10 protein-coding genes and 1 pseudogene are annotated in these 15,989 nt (G+C 62.7%); 1 reads left to right on the top strand and 10 read right to left on the bottom strand.

All coding sequences use genetic code 11. From position 1 onward, the window contains the following. Window positions 1–92 precede the first annotated feature (92 nt). The 10 genes and pseudogenes from ACSFCA_RS33910 to ACSFCA_RS33865 form a co-directional block, all read right to left on the bottom strand. The gene (locus tag ACSFCA_RS33910; RefSeq protein ID WP_435462578.1) at window positions 93–491 is read right to left on the bottom strand and encodes an RHS repeat-associated core domain-containing protein; all 399 of its coding nucleotides are present in this window, start codon (window positions 489–491) and stop codon (window positions 93–95) included. Window positions 492–499: 8 nt separating this feature from the next. Then, window positions 500–559: pseudogene (locus tag ACSFCA_RS33905) on the bottom strand (RHS domain-containing protein); the annotation flags it as partial. 129 nt (window positions 560–688) lie between these two features. Continuing rightward, complete coding sequence (locus ACSFCA_RS33900; protein ID WP_307616718.1) at window positions 689–1,102, bottom strand: hypothetical protein; 414 nt, start codon at window positions 1,100–1,102, stop codon at window positions 689–691. Then, window positions 1,099–5,808 carry an RHS repeat-associated core domain-containing protein gene (locus ACSFCA_RS33895; RefSeq protein WP_435462577.1) on the bottom strand — a complete coding sequence of 1,570 codons (4,710 nt, stop codon included), beginning with the start codon at window positions 5,806–5,808 and terminating at the stop codon, window positions 1,099–1,101. Before ACSFCA_RS33895 ends, ACSFCA_RS33900 begins: the two co-directional genes overlap by 4 nt. 50 nt (window positions 5,809–5,858) lie before the next feature. Next, window positions 5,859–6,254, bottom strand: coding sequence for a hypothetical protein (locus ACSFCA_RS33890; RefSeq protein ID WP_258354127.1), 396 nt, complete (start codon window positions 6,252–6,254; stop codon window positions 5,859–5,861). Window positions 6,255–6,295: 41 nt separating this feature from the next. Continuing rightward, window positions 6,296–6,790 carry a pentapeptide repeat-containing protein gene (locus ACSFCA_RS33885; protein WP_435462576.1) on the bottom strand — a complete coding sequence of 165 codons (495 nt, stop codon included), beginning with the start codon at window positions 6,788–6,790 and terminating at the stop codon, window positions 6,296–6,298. Window positions 6,791–6,817: 27 nt separating this feature from the next. After that, complete coding sequence (locus ACSFCA_RS33880; protein ID WP_258354125.1) at window positions 6,818–7,072, bottom strand: hypothetical protein; 255 nt, start codon at window positions 7,070–7,072, stop codon at window positions 6,818–6,820. Window positions 7,073–7,159: 87 nt separating this feature from the next. Then, the gene (locus ACSFCA_RS33875) at window positions 7,160–7,492 is read right to left on the bottom strand and encodes a hypothetical protein (RefSeq protein WP_435462575.1); all 333 of its coding nucleotides are present in this window, start codon (window positions 7,490–7,492) and stop codon (window positions 7,160–7,162) included. A gap of 28 nt (window positions 7,493–7,520) precedes the next feature. After that, a complete protein-coding gene (locus ACSFCA_RS33870; RefSeq protein ID WP_435462574.1) occupies window positions 7,521–12,353 on the bottom strand; it encodes an RHS repeat-associated core domain-containing protein in 4,833 nt (1,610 codons plus the stop codon). 61 nt (window positions 12,354–12,414) lie between these two features. Beyond that, window positions 12,415–15,411: a type VI secretion system Vgr family protein gene (locus ACSFCA_RS33865; protein WP_435462573.1), complete on the bottom strand. Its 2,997-nt coding sequence runs from the start codon at window positions 15,409–15,411 to the stop codon at window positions 12,415–12,417. A 339-nt stretch (window positions 15,412–15,750) separates the two neighbouring features. On the opposite strand from ACSFCA_RS33865, the gene ACSFCA_RS33860 reads away from it, so the two are divergent. Further along, window positions 15,751–15,981 carry a hypothetical protein gene (locus tag ACSFCA_RS33860; protein ID WP_435462572.1) on the top strand — a complete coding sequence of 77 codons (231 nt, stop codon included), beginning with the start codon at window positions 15,751–15,753 and terminating at the stop codon, window positions 15,979–15,981. Window positions 15,982–15,989: the final 8 nt, after the last annotated feature.

Raw genomic sequence — 15,989 nt, 5'->3', positions numbered from 1 at the left:
GTCTATCACTCCTAGGATCCCCTGCTTTAAAAAACAGCAGGGTAGGGTTTTACGTGGGTCAGTCTTAGACGGAAATTACTGCGCTAGCTGGGTCAATTTTCGACGGTAAACAACACACACACTTTATCAAATCGATTAATCCCCAATTTTTTACACGAAGGGCAGCGATCATCAATGTTGGGCTTCCCTGTTTTTGGCTTTCGGCCAGCACCATCCGTGGTTGATTGGCCCCTAGCAAGCCCTTGAGGATCAATCCATTCAATCGAATTAGGCGCATATTGATGAAGATTGATGCCCCCCAATAATCCGATTGGGTCACTGGAAATGAATCGCCCCGCCTGCGGATCGTAGTAGCGATACCTGTTGTAGTGCAGCCCCGTCTCTTCATCCCAATACTGCCCCTGGAACCGGATCGGATTCCTGAACCCCGCCGCCCCGCCTCGTTGATCGCCTCCCGCGCCTCTCCCCAAACCTTGTACTGCGCCGACCACGCAACGCTTCCCTCATGGTCTGTCAGCTCTTGCGGCGTACCCAGGTGGTCGCACTGAAAGAACGCCATCTCCTTCCTGTCGAACGCACGCGGCACGTTTCTCTGCTCGCCGTTCCACAAAGGATCCTGCTCGATGTCGTAGACGCCACCATCGCTGGCTTGCTCTTAGTGCGCTCGATCGCCGCAGCGACTTATTCGTTATTGACGACCATTGCTGGAAATTATGCTTTCAACAGAAAAAAATTTCTGAAAAAATACCTGTGTGTCATATTTTCTATTCTTTCTCGAAAAGCTATAAAACTCTGCGGGACTAAAATCTCCTTCGGCAAGAAATTTCTCCAGCAGAAATTTCGCATATTCAAACGCTTCATCAGACATGCAAAGCATCAATTTTCCGCCTCCAATTTCCAGGCGATTTTCATCTTCTCGCTTGAGCTCCATTTCGGCCACATCAATCACATGCCCCGTGTACTGCAAACAATTAATGGCAATTGCATCATTTGCCTGATCAAAAAAAACTGAAACAGCGTCCAAAAATTTTATGGCGCCTTCTCGATCGAATCGGATCGTCAGTTCATCTTTGCTAAATGGCCCGAAATTGAAAATTATCATGAGCACCCTAGAGGAACGTGAACATTTTTCGTCACTAGAAAGTTCCCTGTTGGCTGGCCATTATTCATTTTTGGCGACAAGAATTCAAAATGGACATGAGGCGTGTTCGGAACATTCGGCGAGCCCATGCCATGCCCTCCAGCGTAATCGCTGGGTCCCACTCTGAATTGCCGAGTGCCATCGACGCTTCGCCATTTCCCAGGACCAACCTTCACCATTTCGTCTCCAAGAAATTTATCTCTAGCAGCACCAATTGCAGATGGACATATTCTTCGACGCCATTCCGACAACTGTTGAGTTGAGGCCTTGCTCGAGCTGTCCTTGCCAGAGACAACCGTAGGAGATCTTCCTGTTGAGACATATTTCAAGCCGAGAGGATCGATCCACTGTGTAGGGCTTGGCACATATAAATGCAGATGCCCCCCGCCGGCCAGACCAATTGGATCGGAACTAGCAAATGTTCCGCCGACCGGATCGTAGTACCGATACCTGTTGTAGTGCAGCCCCGTTTCCTCATCCCAGTACTGCCCCTGGAACCGAATCGGATTTGCGATGCGTGCCCTTCGCCCCGCCTCGCTGATCGCCTCCCGCGCCTCCCCCCACGCCTTGTACTGCGCAGACCAGGCAACGCTTCCTTCATGATCCGTCAGCTCTTGCGGCGTGCCCAGGTGGTCGCACTGATAGAACGCCATCTCCTTCCTGTCGAACGCGCGCGGCACATGCCTGTGCTCTCCGTTCCACAAAGGATCCTGCTCGATGTCGTAGACGCCGCCATTGGCCTGCATCAACGCCTTCGCATCCGTCGTCTCGCTCAGCGCCACTGCGCTTGCCCGGCGCACCTGCACCAGCGGCACGAACGAGTTCGCCTCTTGGATGTAGTGCACGCTCCAGCCGTGCTCGCCGCCCTCTTCAATCGCTGACTTGCTCTGCGTGCTCTCGAACGCGAGCACGTCGCCATCCCAGCCGAACAGGGTCGTGGCCTCACCCGAACTCTTGAACAGCCGGCGCCCCAGCGCGTCGTAGCTGAAGGTGGTGGTGGTGCCGCTTTGATCCGTCGCCGCCGTCATCCGGTTGAAGCCATCCCACGCGAAGACGGTCCGCCAGCCGTTGCGCAACCGCTCGGTCATGTTGCCGCGCTCGTCATAGCGGTAGCTGGTGCCGGCGTAGTTCCTCAGCAGGTTGTCCAGCAGCTTGCTGGCGGGATGCCTGAGCGGGTCGCTGGTCGGCAAAGCGTCGACGATGTTGCCTGCGGGATCGAAGGCGAAGATCTCGCGTCCGACGCGGCTGTTGGCTTCGAGCAGGCGGCCCACCGGGTCGTAGCGGTAGCTGAGGTTGCCGCGCCGGCTGTCGCCGATGCCCACCAGTTGGCCGGCCTTGTCGTAGCTGTAGCTACGCTGGATGCTCCCTCCCGCCGTGGCCTCGATGGCGCCGGGCCTGGTGCGCGAGATCTGCTGTTCGAGCAGCCGGCCTGCGGGGTCGTACTTCTGGCGCTGGCTCAGACCGTTGCCCTGCTCCCGCGCAACCTCGCGGTGCAGGTCGTCGCGCTCGAAGCCAAGGATGTCCTGGCCATCGAGCATCAGCCCGTGCACATGACCGGAGCCGTATGTCAGCCACTGGGTCACGTGGCCGTCTGGCCGCACGGTGGCGATGCGCTGGTTGAGTTCGTCGTAGCGGTGCTGCCAGACTGCCGTGCGCTTGCGCTCCAGGTAGTGGTGGTGTTCGCGCGTCAGGTTGCCGGCCGGGTCGTAGAACCACTGCAGGCGTGCGTCGCTGTTGGTCGCCTCGAGCAGGCGGCCGTTGCGGTCGTAGGCAAAGCGCTCCGACTGATCGCCGGCTCGGCGTTCGCTCAAACGGCCGAGCGGATCGAACTCAAGTTCGGTGCGGTGCCCCGCTTCGATCACCCCGGCGAGGACACCGGTGGTCTCCTCATGGATGTACTGCGTGGTCTTGCGGTCGAAGCCGGTTTCCTCGAGCAGGCGGCCCACCGGGTCATAGCGGAAGTCGTAGCGACTGCCGTTCTCGTTGTGCAGCTCGGTCAGGCGACCCAGCAGGTCCCAGTAGTACTTGAGCGAGCGGCCTGCGGCGTCGGTGCGACCGGCGATCAGTCCGGCGCGCGTGTAGCTGTAGCGCGTGGCTCGTCCGAGCGCATCGGTGTGCGTCAGCAAGCGGCCTTCGGCATCGTGCTCGAAATGCTCGCTCGTCTCGTCGGGCTGCACGATCTGTTCGAGCTGGCCGGCTGCGTAGCGATAGCTGGTGGTGTTGCCAGCAGCGTCGATCGCCTTGGCAAGACGCCCCCTTTCGTCGTACTCCCATCGGCTGGTCTTGGCAGAGCAGTCGGTGTAGCTGAGCAGTTGCCCCGACGGGGAATAGGCGAGCGCCTTTACGCCGCCCTTCGCATCGGTGATCCGCACGGGCCTGCCGGCCTTGTCGTAGGCGTACTCGGTCTTGTGGCCGAGCGGATCGATCTCTTCCGTGAGATGGCCCTGCGCGTCGTAGTCACGCTTCCACACGCCGCCTTCGGCATCGAGGATGCCCGTGAGGCGATGCAGCCTGTCGTATTCGAAATGCACGCGACTGCCATCGGCGCGCGTGTGCGTCTGCAGGTTGCCGTCTTCGTCGTACGTGTAATCGTCGGTGCTGCCGTCGGTGTGCACGTGGCGCGTGATGTTCTTCGCGTCGTCGCGGAAGAACCATTCCTGCAGCTTGTCTGGGTGAATGATGCGGTAGGTGTAGCCCTGGATGTCGTAGTAGTGCCAGGTCTCGCCGCCCAGCGCGTCGGTCACGTAGGTCAGGCGGATGTTCTTGTCCCACTCCAGCGTAAGCGCGAAGCTGCCGTCGTCGGACCACTCGCGCACGGCCTTGGCGTCTGCGCCGGTGCCGTTGTATTCGAGGTTCATGCCTCGGCCGGTGCGATCGGTGTAGCGGGTCACGAGATGGTGCGCGTAGGCGTAGCTCCAGCTTTCGCCGTCTTCATCCTGCGCCGCGACGAGGTCACCTTCTGCGTCGTGCGTGTAGGCGGCCAGTTGACGAATGACCTGGCCGTCCTTCAGCTCCCACAGCGACTTGATCAGGCCGGTCTGCACATCCGGCTGCGTGCCCACGTGCGCCATGACAGCTTCGCCCTGCTTGCTGATGATGTCGCTCAGCACGCGTTCGCCGGTCGAGGCGATCACATGGTCGTAGCGAAGGCCGACGGACATGCCGTCTTTCGCCTGCTGCGCGACGAGCCGGAAGTGCTGCTGCTTGCTATCGACGAGCTCGTAGATCTCCCGCCATTCACCATGCTCGCCCGCAGGCAGTGGCTTGCCGAAGTCAAGTGCCAACAGGCTCTCGTTCAGCCGCGAGATGCTGACCTCTTCGATGGCATCGAAATGCGTCTGCCCCACCTCCAGCAGCGGGTAGGCATGGCTACGCCCGTCGGCTGCGTGATACACCAAGCTCGTCTGCCCCTGGCGTGCGCCGCGCACTGGCGTGGCAACGTCCACCCGCATGCTGTAAGGCGTGATCCACCGGGCCCCCAGGGTGCCGCGGTCGAAGGCATCGAGGTCGCTGGCATAGGTGCGCGCCCACTCGATCGGCAGCGGCGCGGCGAGCACGAAATCGGTGTGCGTGAAGCTCTCGTTGCCGGTAGCGAGGCTGATCGAGGCGCCCTTGCGCGCGGGCGCGGGGCAGTTCTTGCAGCCCGAAGTTCCCTGCGCCGGTGCCTGCTTGCTGATGTGCCCGAGCGGCGTGCCCGGATTGTCCTTCTCCGCCTTGGCACCCGCCTGCGGCGGCACGATGGCCGCGCGCTTCCCCTTCTTGCGCAGCAGTGCATCCCGCAACTTGTGCAGCAGCCACATGATGCTGGCCTGAGCCTCCTTGTTGGCCAGCGCCGACAGCTGGCTGCGAAGCAGGCGCTTGAAGTCCAGCATCTGCGTGATCACGCCGTTGACCTTGCCGGCAACGCCCGCGGGCAGCTGGCTGGCGGCAGTCTTGGCGACATAGTTCGCCGACTGCTTGGAGTAGCGCACGGCAGTGCCCCACATGCGGCTCCAGGTGCTCTGCGTCTTCGGATCGTGCACGCGCGTTTCCGTCACACCGGGCTTCGCGACGTCGAACAGGTCCTTCTGGCCCAGCACGCGCCGCAGGATGTCCACCAGGTTGTCGATGATCTTGTCGGCAAGGTCCGCGCAGCTCCTGAGAATGCCGTCGAGCTTGTCGATGGCACCATCGATGAACTTGTCGAGTTCGCCCATGATGGTGGCGTTCAGGTGCCCCACCAGCGTCGTGACGATAGCTTCGCCCAGGTTCGAGGCGGCCGCCTTCAACTCCTGCTTCACCAGATGAAGCGTGGGCCGAAGGCTCATGCGCGCTGCCGCCATGCTCGGCGGCAACGGGATCAGCCCGATCAGGTTGATGCCCAGGCTGACCCAGGTCAGGAATGCCTCGACCCCGTCCTTGGCTTTCTTCTCGACGATGTTGATGATGTCCAGGAACACATCCACCAACGCCATGATGTTGCCGATGATCGGAATGCTGCCGAGCACCATCGTCAGGCGCTCCAGCGTCACGTAGCCGCCACTGAACGAGCGCAGCCAGTCGTCCACCGCCTTGCTCGCGGCGGCGATGTCTTCCTTGACGATGGTGTTCAGCGGCGCTACCGCCGTCTGGGGTTCTCTCTCTGTCGGCTTCTGGCCTTGCTGTTGTGGGCCTTCGTTTCCTGCCATCTTCTCTCCCTGCCTCGAACTGGTACGTTGCCTTTGCTGCGGATGCGGCTTCAGGGCCGGATCACGCAGTCCTTCATCGTGAGAAACGCCGAGCCCATCGCAAAGCCGACCTCGCAGCTCGCAGTGAACTTCGCGCCGCTGCGCATCTCGCCCATCTTCTGGTTCTGTGCGTCGTCCGCCGGAGTCAAGCGCGCCAGTTCCTGGTTGCCGCGCACATCGGCGGCGCGGATCATCGACGTGCCGCCGAAGGAATCAGACGCTTCGACGACCACCGCCGGGAACTGCACGCGCTTGCCGTACTCCGGCATGCCGAGCGCGCGGCGACCTTGCTTCTCGTAACTCTGGTGCAGCTTGGTCAGCGTGGTTTTCGTTTCCGCTTGCGCTAAGCACAGAGAGACGGCGCCCAGGAGGACAGTGGCGATAAAGACGGTCTTGATGTTTTTCATGAACATGGAATCGATGAAGTGATGACGTTGCCCGCCAGGGCTCAATTGATGTTGGCGTTTTGAAACTCGAGTTGCTCGAAGGTGCTGCCCGTGAAGTCCACGCTGCGCCCCTGCAACCCTTGCGCATGCACCACGGTGCCGCCGCAGTTCAGCACTCCGACGTCGTTCCAGTGGCCGCCCGCGAAGCTGATGTCGTCCCACTGGCACTGCGTGAAGGTGCTGGTGCTGATGCTGCTTCCGTCGAAGTTGGCGCGTGTGAAGTTGCAGTTGATGAAAGTGCACCCGGTGATCGAGATGCCGCCGAAGTCGCACTGCGTGAAGCTGCACCCCGTGAACTGGCAGGCGCTCCAGCCCGCCTGCTTGAAGCTGGTGGCGGTGAAACTGGTGCCGGTGAAGGTCGTTGCGGCGAACTGGGCGAGCCCCAGGTCGAGCCCTGCATAAGCGAAGCTGTCGGCCTGGCCCACGAGCCCGGCGGGCGCACCGCCCGCGCCTTTGCGCCACATGTCGTGGGCGAGGATGATGACTTGAGAAGACATGTCGAATCCTTGGATGACGCCGTCGACTCAACGCGAGAGCTGCTTCCGGAGGATCCGGCCAGCGCGCTTCTCGATCAGCAGGCTGGGTTCGGGCAGGCCCGGCAAGGCGCCCCGATGGCCTTGCGGCTTGCCCTTCGCCACCCACGACGCGCTGTAGTCGTCGGATTCCTCGGCCAGGACGAGCTTGTAGTTTTCGAGCTGCAGGCCTGAAGACCTTGCATCTTCACAGGCTGCCGCAATCGCCTGCGCCGCCAGACCATCAACTTCGATGGTTTCGTTCATTCTCATTCTTCCTCCCTCTGCAAAATTGAAAGCACCGAGTCCAGGCAGGCGCAACGTCTTTCGAGCCAGACCCGGTGCCGGGCGTCATTACCGGCTTCCTTGCTCCCGGAGTATTTCGCCCGTGGTCTTGGAGGCGATGTATGTGATCGACCGCCCCAGCTTGCTGGCGTTGCCAAGCCCCTTCTGCCCCGGAGGCAGCTTGGCGGTGAACGCAATGCCGATGGTGTTGACTCCGTTCTCGTCTTCGCCGTTTTCCTTCTTTCTTTCGGCGATGTGAACGTTGAAGTTGTTCAGGTCCTGCCCGGTCTTCTCGAACAGCTTGTACGCGTTGCCCAAAGCAACGACCACAGGTGTATTGAGCAGCAGCTGATCCGGCGACTCGATTTCGAAGATCGGTCCGGCAGAGGCATTGAAGTTCATGAAAATTCCCAACGCAATGATCAGGCCCTTAAAGCCTGTAGGTTTGATTCGCCTTCGGGTTGTAGCCCTTGTAGCCGTCGCTTGGCGTGCCGACGTAGCCTCGATAGTCCGGATGATCATGTTGCATTCCTGCTTTGGCGGCGTCCTTGTCTTCGGGAGAGAAGTTGTTGCTTCCGTAGTAGTCCTTGGCCCGGGTTGTGCGATTCCCGTATTGATCCGAGTGATCCCCATGGGTGTGCCAGTAGCCCACTTCCTGGGCGCACTTCGGAATGCTCTTGGCCGTCGGCCCCCAGGGGTTGACGGTGTCCTTCTCGCCCCTGGTCGCCTTTGTGAAGTCGTATTTGCCATCCGGCGTCTTGTAGACCAGGCCGCCGTACTCCACGTTGTCTCGAATGGACTTGTCGTTGTAGCGCATCATCGCCGCCTTGGCCGCGCCGTCCGCTGTGGCGAAACGACCTCCCTTGGCGGTCTTGCATTTGGCAGGCGCCGCTTGCAAACCCAACGGGTCGACCCACGCCACGGGATTGGGCGCGTATGCATGGGTGTTAAGACCGCCGCCCAAGCCCAACGGATCGCTGCTGATGAATCTGCCAGCCTGCGGATCGTAGTAACGATGCCTGTTGTAGTGCAGCCCGGTCTCATCGTCCAGGTACTGCCCCTGGAAACGGATCGGGTTGGCAAAGCCGGCCCGTCTTCCTGCTTCGCTGATGGCCTCTCTTGCCTCGCCCCAGGCCTTGTACTGCGCAGACCAGGCAACCTGGCCTTCATGATCCGTCAGCTCCTGGGGCGTGCCGAGGTGATCGCACTGGTAGAAAGCAATCTCCTCCTTCGCGAAGGCACCCGGCCTCGGCAGTTGCTCGCCATTCCACAGCGGGTCCTGCTCAATGTCGTACTCCCCGCCATTGGCATCCATCAGCGTTTTCAGGTCCGTGGTCGAGCTCAGCGCGACGGCTCGCGCTTGCCTGATCTGCACCAGCGGCACGAACGAATCCGGTTCGTGGATGTAGTGGACGCTCCAGCCCCGGCCCTGCCGCTCGCTCTCGCCGGCCATGCTCTGCGTGCTCTCGAAGGCCAGCGTGTCGCCGTCCCAGCCGAACAGCGTCATGGCTTCGCGTGAGCGCTTGGCGATGCGTCGCCCCACAGGGTCATAGCTGAAGGTGGTGGAGCCCTCTTCGCTCGTGGCCGCGGTCATGCGGTTGAAGCCGTTCCACTCGAAGACCGTTTTCTTCCCGTTCTTGACGCGCTCGATCAGGTTGCCGCGCTTGTCGTAGCGGTAGGTGGTGCCCGCGTATTCCTTCAGCAGGTTGTCCAACAGCTTGCTAACTGCGCGCAGGCCTTGCGGCGCATCGCCGCGTGCGGCGTCGGCGATGTTGCCGGCTGGGTCGAATGCAAAGGTCTCGCGGCCCAGGCGGCTGTTGGCTTCGAGCAGGCGGCCCACGGGGTCATACCTGTAGTTCAGGTTGCCGCGCCGGCTGTCTCCAATGGCGGTCAGCTGACCGGCCTTGTCGTAGCCATAGCTCCGGCGAAGGCTCAGTGTGCCGGCGGTGTCCGGCTTCGCATGCGATATCTGCTGCTCCAGCAGCCTGCCGGCAGGGTCGTACCGCAGGCGCTGGCTCAGGCCATTGCCCTGCGTTCGGCCGATCTCCCGATGAAGATCATCGCGTTCGAAGCCCAGGATGTCCTGTCCATCGACAAGCAGACCATGCACATGGCCCGAACCGTAGGTCAGCCATTGCGTGACATGGCCGTCGGGGCGAATGGTCGCAATGCGCTGGTTGAGTTCGTCGTAGCGGTGCTGCCAGACTGCCGTCTGCGAACTGGCCAAATGGTGCTGGTGCTCGCGCGTCAGGTTCCCGGCGGGGTCGTAGAACCACTGCAACCTTGCGTCGGGATTGGCCGCTTCGATCAACATGCCGTTGAGATCGAAGGCAAAGGTCTCGACCTGCCCCTCGCCCGCATTGCGCTCGACGAGGCGCCCCATCGGATCGAAACGAAACCCTGTCGTGTGCGCCTGCGCCTCGACGACTTGCACCAGCGCGCCGGTGGATTCCTCGTAGAGGTACTGCCTGCGTTGCCTGTCGAAGCCGGTTTCCTCCAGCAGTCTCCCCGCCGGGTCGTAGCTGAAGTTGTAGCGGCTGCCGTTTTCGTTGCGCAGTTCGGTCAGGCGCCCCAGCAGATCCCAGTGGTATTGCAGCGTCTGGCCCGCGGCGTCGGTGCGTCCGGCCACGAGCCCGGCGCGGTTGTAGCTGTAGCGGGTACGGCGGCCCAGCGCATCGGTGTGGGCGAGCAAGCGACCTTCGGCGTCATGCGCGAAGTGCTCGCGGGTCTGGTCGGGCAACGAGATTTCTTCGAGTTGCCCTGGATGATTGCCATCGTTCCTTGCAGCGGCCTCGCCTTCGGGGGTGTAGCGATATCGGGTGGCCTGCCCTGCCGCATCGATGGTTTTGGTCAGCCGCCCGCGACTGTCGTACTCCCATCGGCTGGTCTTTCCCGAGCAGTCGGTGTAGCTGGCGAGCTGGCCGGCCGGGGTATACGTCAGTTGCTTCGCACCGCCCTTGGCATCGGTGATGCACGCTGGCCGGCCGGCCTTGTCGTAGGCGTACTCGGTCTTGTGACCCAACGGGTCGATCTCTTCGGTGAGATGGCCCTGCGCGTCGTAGTCGCGCTTCCAGATGCTGCCTTCAGCGTCGCGCAGGCCCGTCAGGCGATTCAGCCGGTCGTATTCGAAATGAACACGGCTGCCATCGGCCCGCGTGTGCATTTGCAAGTTGCCGGCGACGTCGTAGGCGTAGTCGTCTGTGCTGCCGTCTGTATGCACATGACGGGTGACGTTCTTGGCGTCATCGCGGAAGAACCATTCCTGCAGCTTGTCGGGATGGATGATGCGGTAGGTATAGCCCAGGATGTCGTAGTAGAACCATGTCTCGCCGCCCAGGGCATCGGTCACGTAGGTCAGGCGGATGTTTTTGTCCCACTCGAACTTCAGCGCAAAACTGCCATCGTCGGACCACTCGCGCACCGCCTTGGCATCGGCGCCGGTGCCGTTGTACTCGAGGTTCATGCCGCGGCCGGTGCGATCGGTGTAGCGGGTCACGAGGTGATGGCTGTAGCCGTAGCTCCAGCTGGCGCCGTTCTCGTCCTTCGCGGACACGAGATCGTGTTCTGCATCGTGCGTGTAGGCGGCAAGCTGGCGCACGACCTGGCCGTCCTTCAACTCCCACAGCGACTTGATCAGGCCCGTGCGCGCATCGGGCTGCGTGCCCACGTGCGCCATGATGGCTTCGCCTTGCCTGCTGATGATGTCGCTCAGCACCTGCTCGCCCGTGTCCGAGATCACATGGTCATAGCGCAGGCCGATGGAGGCGCCGTCCCTGGCTTGCAGCGTCACAAGCCGATAGTGCGACCGGCCTTCGACAAGCTCGTAGATCTCACGCCAGTTGCCCTGCTCACCCAGAGGCAGTGGCTTGCCGAAGTCCAGCGTCAGCAACGACTCGCTCAAACGCGAGACGGTCACCTCTTCGATGGGATCGCGATAGATCTGGCCCACGGCCAGCAAGGGGTAGGCGTGGCTGCGGCCGTCGGCTGCGTGATAGACCAGACTCGGTTGGCCCTTGCGCTCGCCCCTGGCTGGCGTCATCAGGTCCACGCGCGTGCTGTAGGGCGTGAGCCAGCGCGCGCCCAGGGTGCCGCGGTCGTAGGCATCGAGCTGGCTGCGGTAGGTGCGCGCCCATTCGATCGGCAACGGCGCCGCGAGCACGAAGTCCGTGTGGGTAAAGCTCTCGCAGCCAGTGACCAGGCTGATCGACTTGCCGAGCGCAACAGGCGCCGGGCAATTCTTGCAACCTGCGTCCTTCTGGCCATCCGCCTGCTTGCCGATGTGCCCGAGCTGGTCGCCCGGCTTGTCCTTCTGGGCCACCGCGCCGGCGTTCGGCGAGACGATCGCGCCACGCTGCCCCTTCTTGCGCTGGATGGCGGCCAGCAACTTGTGCAGCAGCCACATGATGCTGGCCTGCGCCTCCTTGTCGGCCAGACGCACGAGCTGGTTGCGAAAGGTCTTCTTGAAGTCCAGCAGGCTCCCGATCACGCCATTGACCTGCCCCGCCACGCTCTCGGGCAAGCGGTTGGCAGCCACCTTGGCGGCGTAGTTGGCCGACTGCTTCGTGTACTTGACGGCGCTGCCCCACAAGCGGTTCCATGTGCTCTGGGTCTTCGGGTCGTGCACGCTGGTTTCCGCCACGACGGGCGTATTGACCGTGAACATGTCCTTCTGGCCCAGCACCCTCTGCAGGATGTCGACCAGGTTGTCCACGATGCTGTCGCTCAGCTTGGCACAGCCTTGCAGCATGTCTGCGAGCTTGGCGATGGCACCGTCGATGAAGACCTCCAGCTCGCCGACGATGGTCGCGTTCAGGTGTCCTACCAGCGTCGTGACGATGGCTTCGCCCAGGTTCGAGGCGGCCGCCTTCAGCTCCTGCCTCACCAGATGCAGCGTGGGCCGCAGGCTCATGCGCGCGGCCGCCATGCTCGGCGGCAACGGGATCAACCCGATCAGGTTGATGCCCAGGCTGACCCAGTTCAGGAAAGCGTCGATGCCGTCCTTGGCCTTCTTCTCGACGATGTTGATGATGTCCAGGAACACATCCACCAGCGCCATGATGTTGCCGACGATGGGGATGCTCCCCAGCACCATCGTCAACCGCTCCAGCGTGACGTAGCCGCCACTGAACGAACGCAACCAATCGTCCACCGCCTTGCTCGCGGCGGCGATGTCTTCCGTAACGATGGTGTTCAGTGGCGCAACCGCCGTCTGGGGTTCGCGCTCCGTCGCCTGCGGCGGCGGCGCTGCTTCCGGTCCTGCCATTTTTTCTTGTTCTCTTCGAGCTTGTGCGTTGGGTTGGTGGAGTGCGGCGCGCCGCGGCGGGTCAGCCCATGAAGCCGGGTGTTCGACCTGTCAGTGCGGGGTTGGCGGCAGCTGTTGCAATGCCCGGCTTCATGCCACCCGAAGCCATGCCGCTCATCACGCCGGTGATCGGCGCACCCATCGGCCCCAGCTTGGCGCCGGCCGCCTGGATCGCCATGCCGGTTGCGGCCTGGCTCGCCTGGCCGAGCAGCGCCTTGCCGCCCCCTTGCTGGATGGCCTGCGCTGCACCCACAGCCTGCTGCGCGACACCGGCCGCCTGGGTTACCTGGCCCAGCGTGCTCGCGGCCTTGCTGCCCATGCCCGCTACACCAGCGAGCGCGCCCGCGGCACCGCCTGCCGAGCCGGTCATGCCCGCAAAGCCGCTGGTCAAGCCCGAAAGCCCTGATACGCCGCCACCGGCCCCCTCGGCGCCTGCGCCCGTCGCACCCTTTGCCTTCCAGTCCTTGGGCGTGCCGAAGTAGCTTCCCTCCTCCCACGGGTCGCGGGGGTCCTTGCCGAATGTGACCTTTGCGGTGCCGATGGGCAGGCCCGAGACAGTCGCGAACCCGTTGCGGTCGAAGTTGCCGGCGTGCGTGCCGCCTTCCGAATCGACCACGGTGAAGTCGCCCTGCGCCACGCCCTGGCGCTTTTCGCCAGTCGGCTTGATGTACTGGTGGTACAGGTCGAGCTGCCCCTTCGGCACCTGCGGCGGATTGGGCAGCGCAGGCTTGCCCTCGTTGGCGGGCCCGACGAGGCTGTGTACCGATGCATGCTCGCGCCAGATGCCGGAAGTGCCGTGCTCGATCCCGCCCGAACTCCAGCGGCTGTAGCTCGAGCCGCCGTTGATCACCACCTCTTCCTTCGCGTGGATGGTGATCTTGTTGGCGGTCTGCGTGATGTTGAGCTTGGCCAGCACGTTGACGCTGTCCTTCAGCGCCTTGATGTCGATGTCTGCACCTGCCGCCACGAGCCGCATGCCGGCCTTGGAGGCGAACATGCGGATCGCGCTCTGCACGCTCACCAGCAGGCTCTTGCCCGCGCTCACGCTGGTGTGCCCACCGCTGGTGAGCGCGCTGTGCTCATTGCTCACGATGTGGGTCGAGCCCTGCGCAACAGTTTGCAGGCCCTTGGCGCTGGCCAGCGTCAGGTGCGATTCCTGGAACTCCGGGAAATCGCCCTGCTCGCGATTGCCGCCCTGTCCCTTGATGGCATCGTTCTGCTCCTTGAGACTCGTGGTGACCTCGTCCTGGTCGCCGGCCTCGTGGGCCTGTGCACCTTGCGCCACTTCGCTCAGGCCTTCGTGCAGATCGCGCGCCTGAGTGAGGCGGCCCACCGTCTCGCTCATGTCGGTGATGTGCGCCTGCGCGTTCGTGCGCACCTCGGTGGTGACCAGCAGCCCCTTGCCCGCACGCATCACCCCATGCCCGTCGGTGCGCAGTTCGAACCCCTGCCCCCGGGCGTCCTTGCGCCCTGCCGTGTCCTCGATGCGCCCGATGTGCCCCACGCTCAGTTGGCTGGTTTGGTGATCGCTGCGCAGCTGCGCCTGGATCTTGCCTTGGGTGTCGTCGAGCACGATGTGGTTGCTGCGCCCACCACCCAGCTCGCGGCTTCTGATACCCGACAGGTGCTTCTGCTCGGGCAACTGCCATGCCGGCATGGTGTCGGCGTTGTGCACGCAGCCCGTGACGATCGGGTAGTCGGGGTCGCCGTTCAGAAAGTCGACGATCACCTCCATGCCGATGCGCGGCACGGAGGTCATGCCGAAGGTGGCCCCTGCCCACGCGGTGGACACGCGCACCCAGCAACTGGAGTGTTCGTTCTCCTGCCCGATGCGGTCCCACTGGAACTGCACCTTGATGCGTCCGTACTGGTCGGTCCAGATCTGCTCGCCCTGCGGGCCCACCACCAGCGCGGTTTGCGGCCCGCGGGTGCGCGGCTTGACCGTGGTGCGCTGCGGGCGCCAGGCGTAGCTGGTGGGCTGCGCGTCGAAGGCGAAGCGCTGCACGGAGCCGTCTGTGCCTTCTGCACCCTCGCTGGCCTGCAGGTTCTCCTGCAGGTGGTAGCTCACGCCCACGAGCAGGTACTGCTGGTTCTGGTCGGCCTTGGGGTGGCCGGTCAGGCGCAGGGTGTGGCCGGTCGCCAATTCACGCAGGTTGGCGCGGCCGGTGACGCGGCTGCGCTGGCTCAGTTGTTCTTCGTTGCGGATGCGCGCGTAGGTCTCGCCGTCGCCGTGCTGCACGAAGCCGCCGGGCCATTCGTACTGTTCGTAGGCGTCGTGGTCGTGCCCGGGCGGCATCTGGCGCAGGTGCGACAGCTCGGCCTTGGGCTTCTGGAAGTCGTAGTCGTCGTTGTAGTGATGGCCCGAGCGCACTTCCTCGGCGATCTCCCATGCGTAGATGCGCTCGCGCTGGCCCATGCCGGATTTCTCCAGCGGGTGGTAGCGCACGTCTTCCCCGCCGGGCAGCGGGCTGTGCGAGTGGGCGATGTCGTCGGCGAACACGAGCACGTGCTGCGACGCCTCGTGCCTGAAGTGGTAGTAGATGCCTTCGAGCTCGCACAGGCGCGAGATGAAGTCGAAGTCGCTCTCGTGGTACTGCACGCAGTAGTCCCACTGCCGGTAGTCGCCGCGCGTGAGCTTCTTCTCGATGGGGTAGCCGTAGCTGCCGAGCACTTCCATCACGATGTCGGGCACGCTCTTGCCCTGGAAGATGCGAAAGTCGCTGCGCCGCGTGGCCAGCCACAGCCAGGGCCGCAGGCGCATCCGGTAGAAGGAGTGCCGCGCATCCTCCTGCTCCAGCCCGAAGCGGGTGGCAATGCCGCCCAGGTAGCGCACGCCGCCTTCGGTTTCCACCGACACGGTGGTGGCCTTGCCCAGCAGGGTCTTGGGGTCGATGTTGTTGCTGTTGCCCAGCAGTTCGATGTCGAAGGCGTACAGCTGGCTCAGCGCTTCACGGCCTACCAGCTGGCGGAATTGCAACGCATCGCCTGCGGGCGTCTGGATCGTTACTCGGCGCGTCATTGCAACGCCCCGTCAGTCCTGTAGCCCCAATTAATTAATAAAGACTTAGAAAATAAGAATATTGTTTTAGCAATGAGCTTCATGCCCACCTCCCGCTGCACATTCTGACAATTATTTTAAATGTTGATTTATCGTAAGAAGCGATGCGAAAAATAGATGGCCAATTAAATCAGCATAAAGTTCGCCCCCCTGCCACTGCCAGTGCAGGAAGTCACGCGGAGGGGCAATGCGTGATGAATTACTGGTCCGAATCAATTGCCATGCCGGAGAAGGCTCGGCCCGTGACGAGTGAGCACTGGTCGGAAGACTGAAAAGCGAGCCCGAATTGCGCTATTTCTGGTGCTCGCCTTTGGCTATGCGGTGACAAGGCCGCTGCCGGGCCGGGGCTTTGGCGGCAAGCACGCGTCAGGGCGCGTATCGCTGGCCAACCTCGATGAATACGACTACCCGAACATCGGGCGGTCGTTGCGCAAACTGGCTTCGGAGTACTTTGCGATCTTCGAGAAGGGGAACGGCAAGGGTCCCGCGAAGACAGCAGCGAAGGCGGGAAAGGCCGGCAAGAAGAAGTAAGCCGGCCT

It is taken from the genome of Variovorax multivorans (genome assembly GCF_051216835.1).
Classification (GTDB): domain Bacteria; phylum Pseudomonadota; class Gammaproteobacteria; order Burkholderiales; family Burkholderiaceae_C; genus Variovorax.
The sequence above is the reverse complement of the archived record's forward strand: the minus strand, read 5'-3'. Positions and strand labels throughout refer to the sequence as shown.

Excerpts from the sequence above, each read along its gene's own strand:
- ACSFCA_RS33890 (WP_258354127.1), bottom strand. The coding sequence starts at position 6,254 with ATGAAAAACATCAAGACCGTCTTTATCGCCACTGTCCTCCTGGGCGCC.
- ACSFCA_RS33870 (WP_435462574.1), bottom strand. The coding sequence starts at position 12,353 with ATGGCAGGACCGGAAGCAGCGCCGCCGCCGCAGGCGACGGAGCGCGAA.
- ACSFCA_RS33885 (WP_435462576.1), bottom strand. The coding sequence starts at position 6,790 with ATGTCTTCTCAAGTCATCATCCTCGCCCACGACATGTGGCGCAAAGGC.
- ACSFCA_RS33880 (WP_258354125.1), bottom strand. The coding sequence starts at position 7,072 with ATGAACGAAACCATCGAAGTTGATGGTCTGGCGGCGCAGGCGATTGCG.
- ACSFCA_RS33875 (WP_435462575.1), bottom strand. The coding sequence starts at position 7,492 with ATGAACTTCAATGCCTCTGCCGGACCGATCTTCGAAATCGAGTCGCCG.
- ACSFCA_RS33865 (WP_435462573.1), bottom strand. The coding sequence starts at position 15,411 with ATGACGCGCCGAGTAACGATCCAGACGCCCGCAGGCGATGCGTTGCAA.
- ACSFCA_RS33895 (WP_435462577.1), bottom strand. The coding sequence starts at position 5,808 with ATGGCAGGAAACGAAGGCCCACAACAGCAAGGCCAGAAGCCGACAGAG.
- ACSFCA_RS33900 (WP_307616718.1), bottom strand. The coding sequence starts at position 1,102 with ATGATAATTTTCAATTTCGGGCCATTTAGCAAAGATGAACTGACGATC.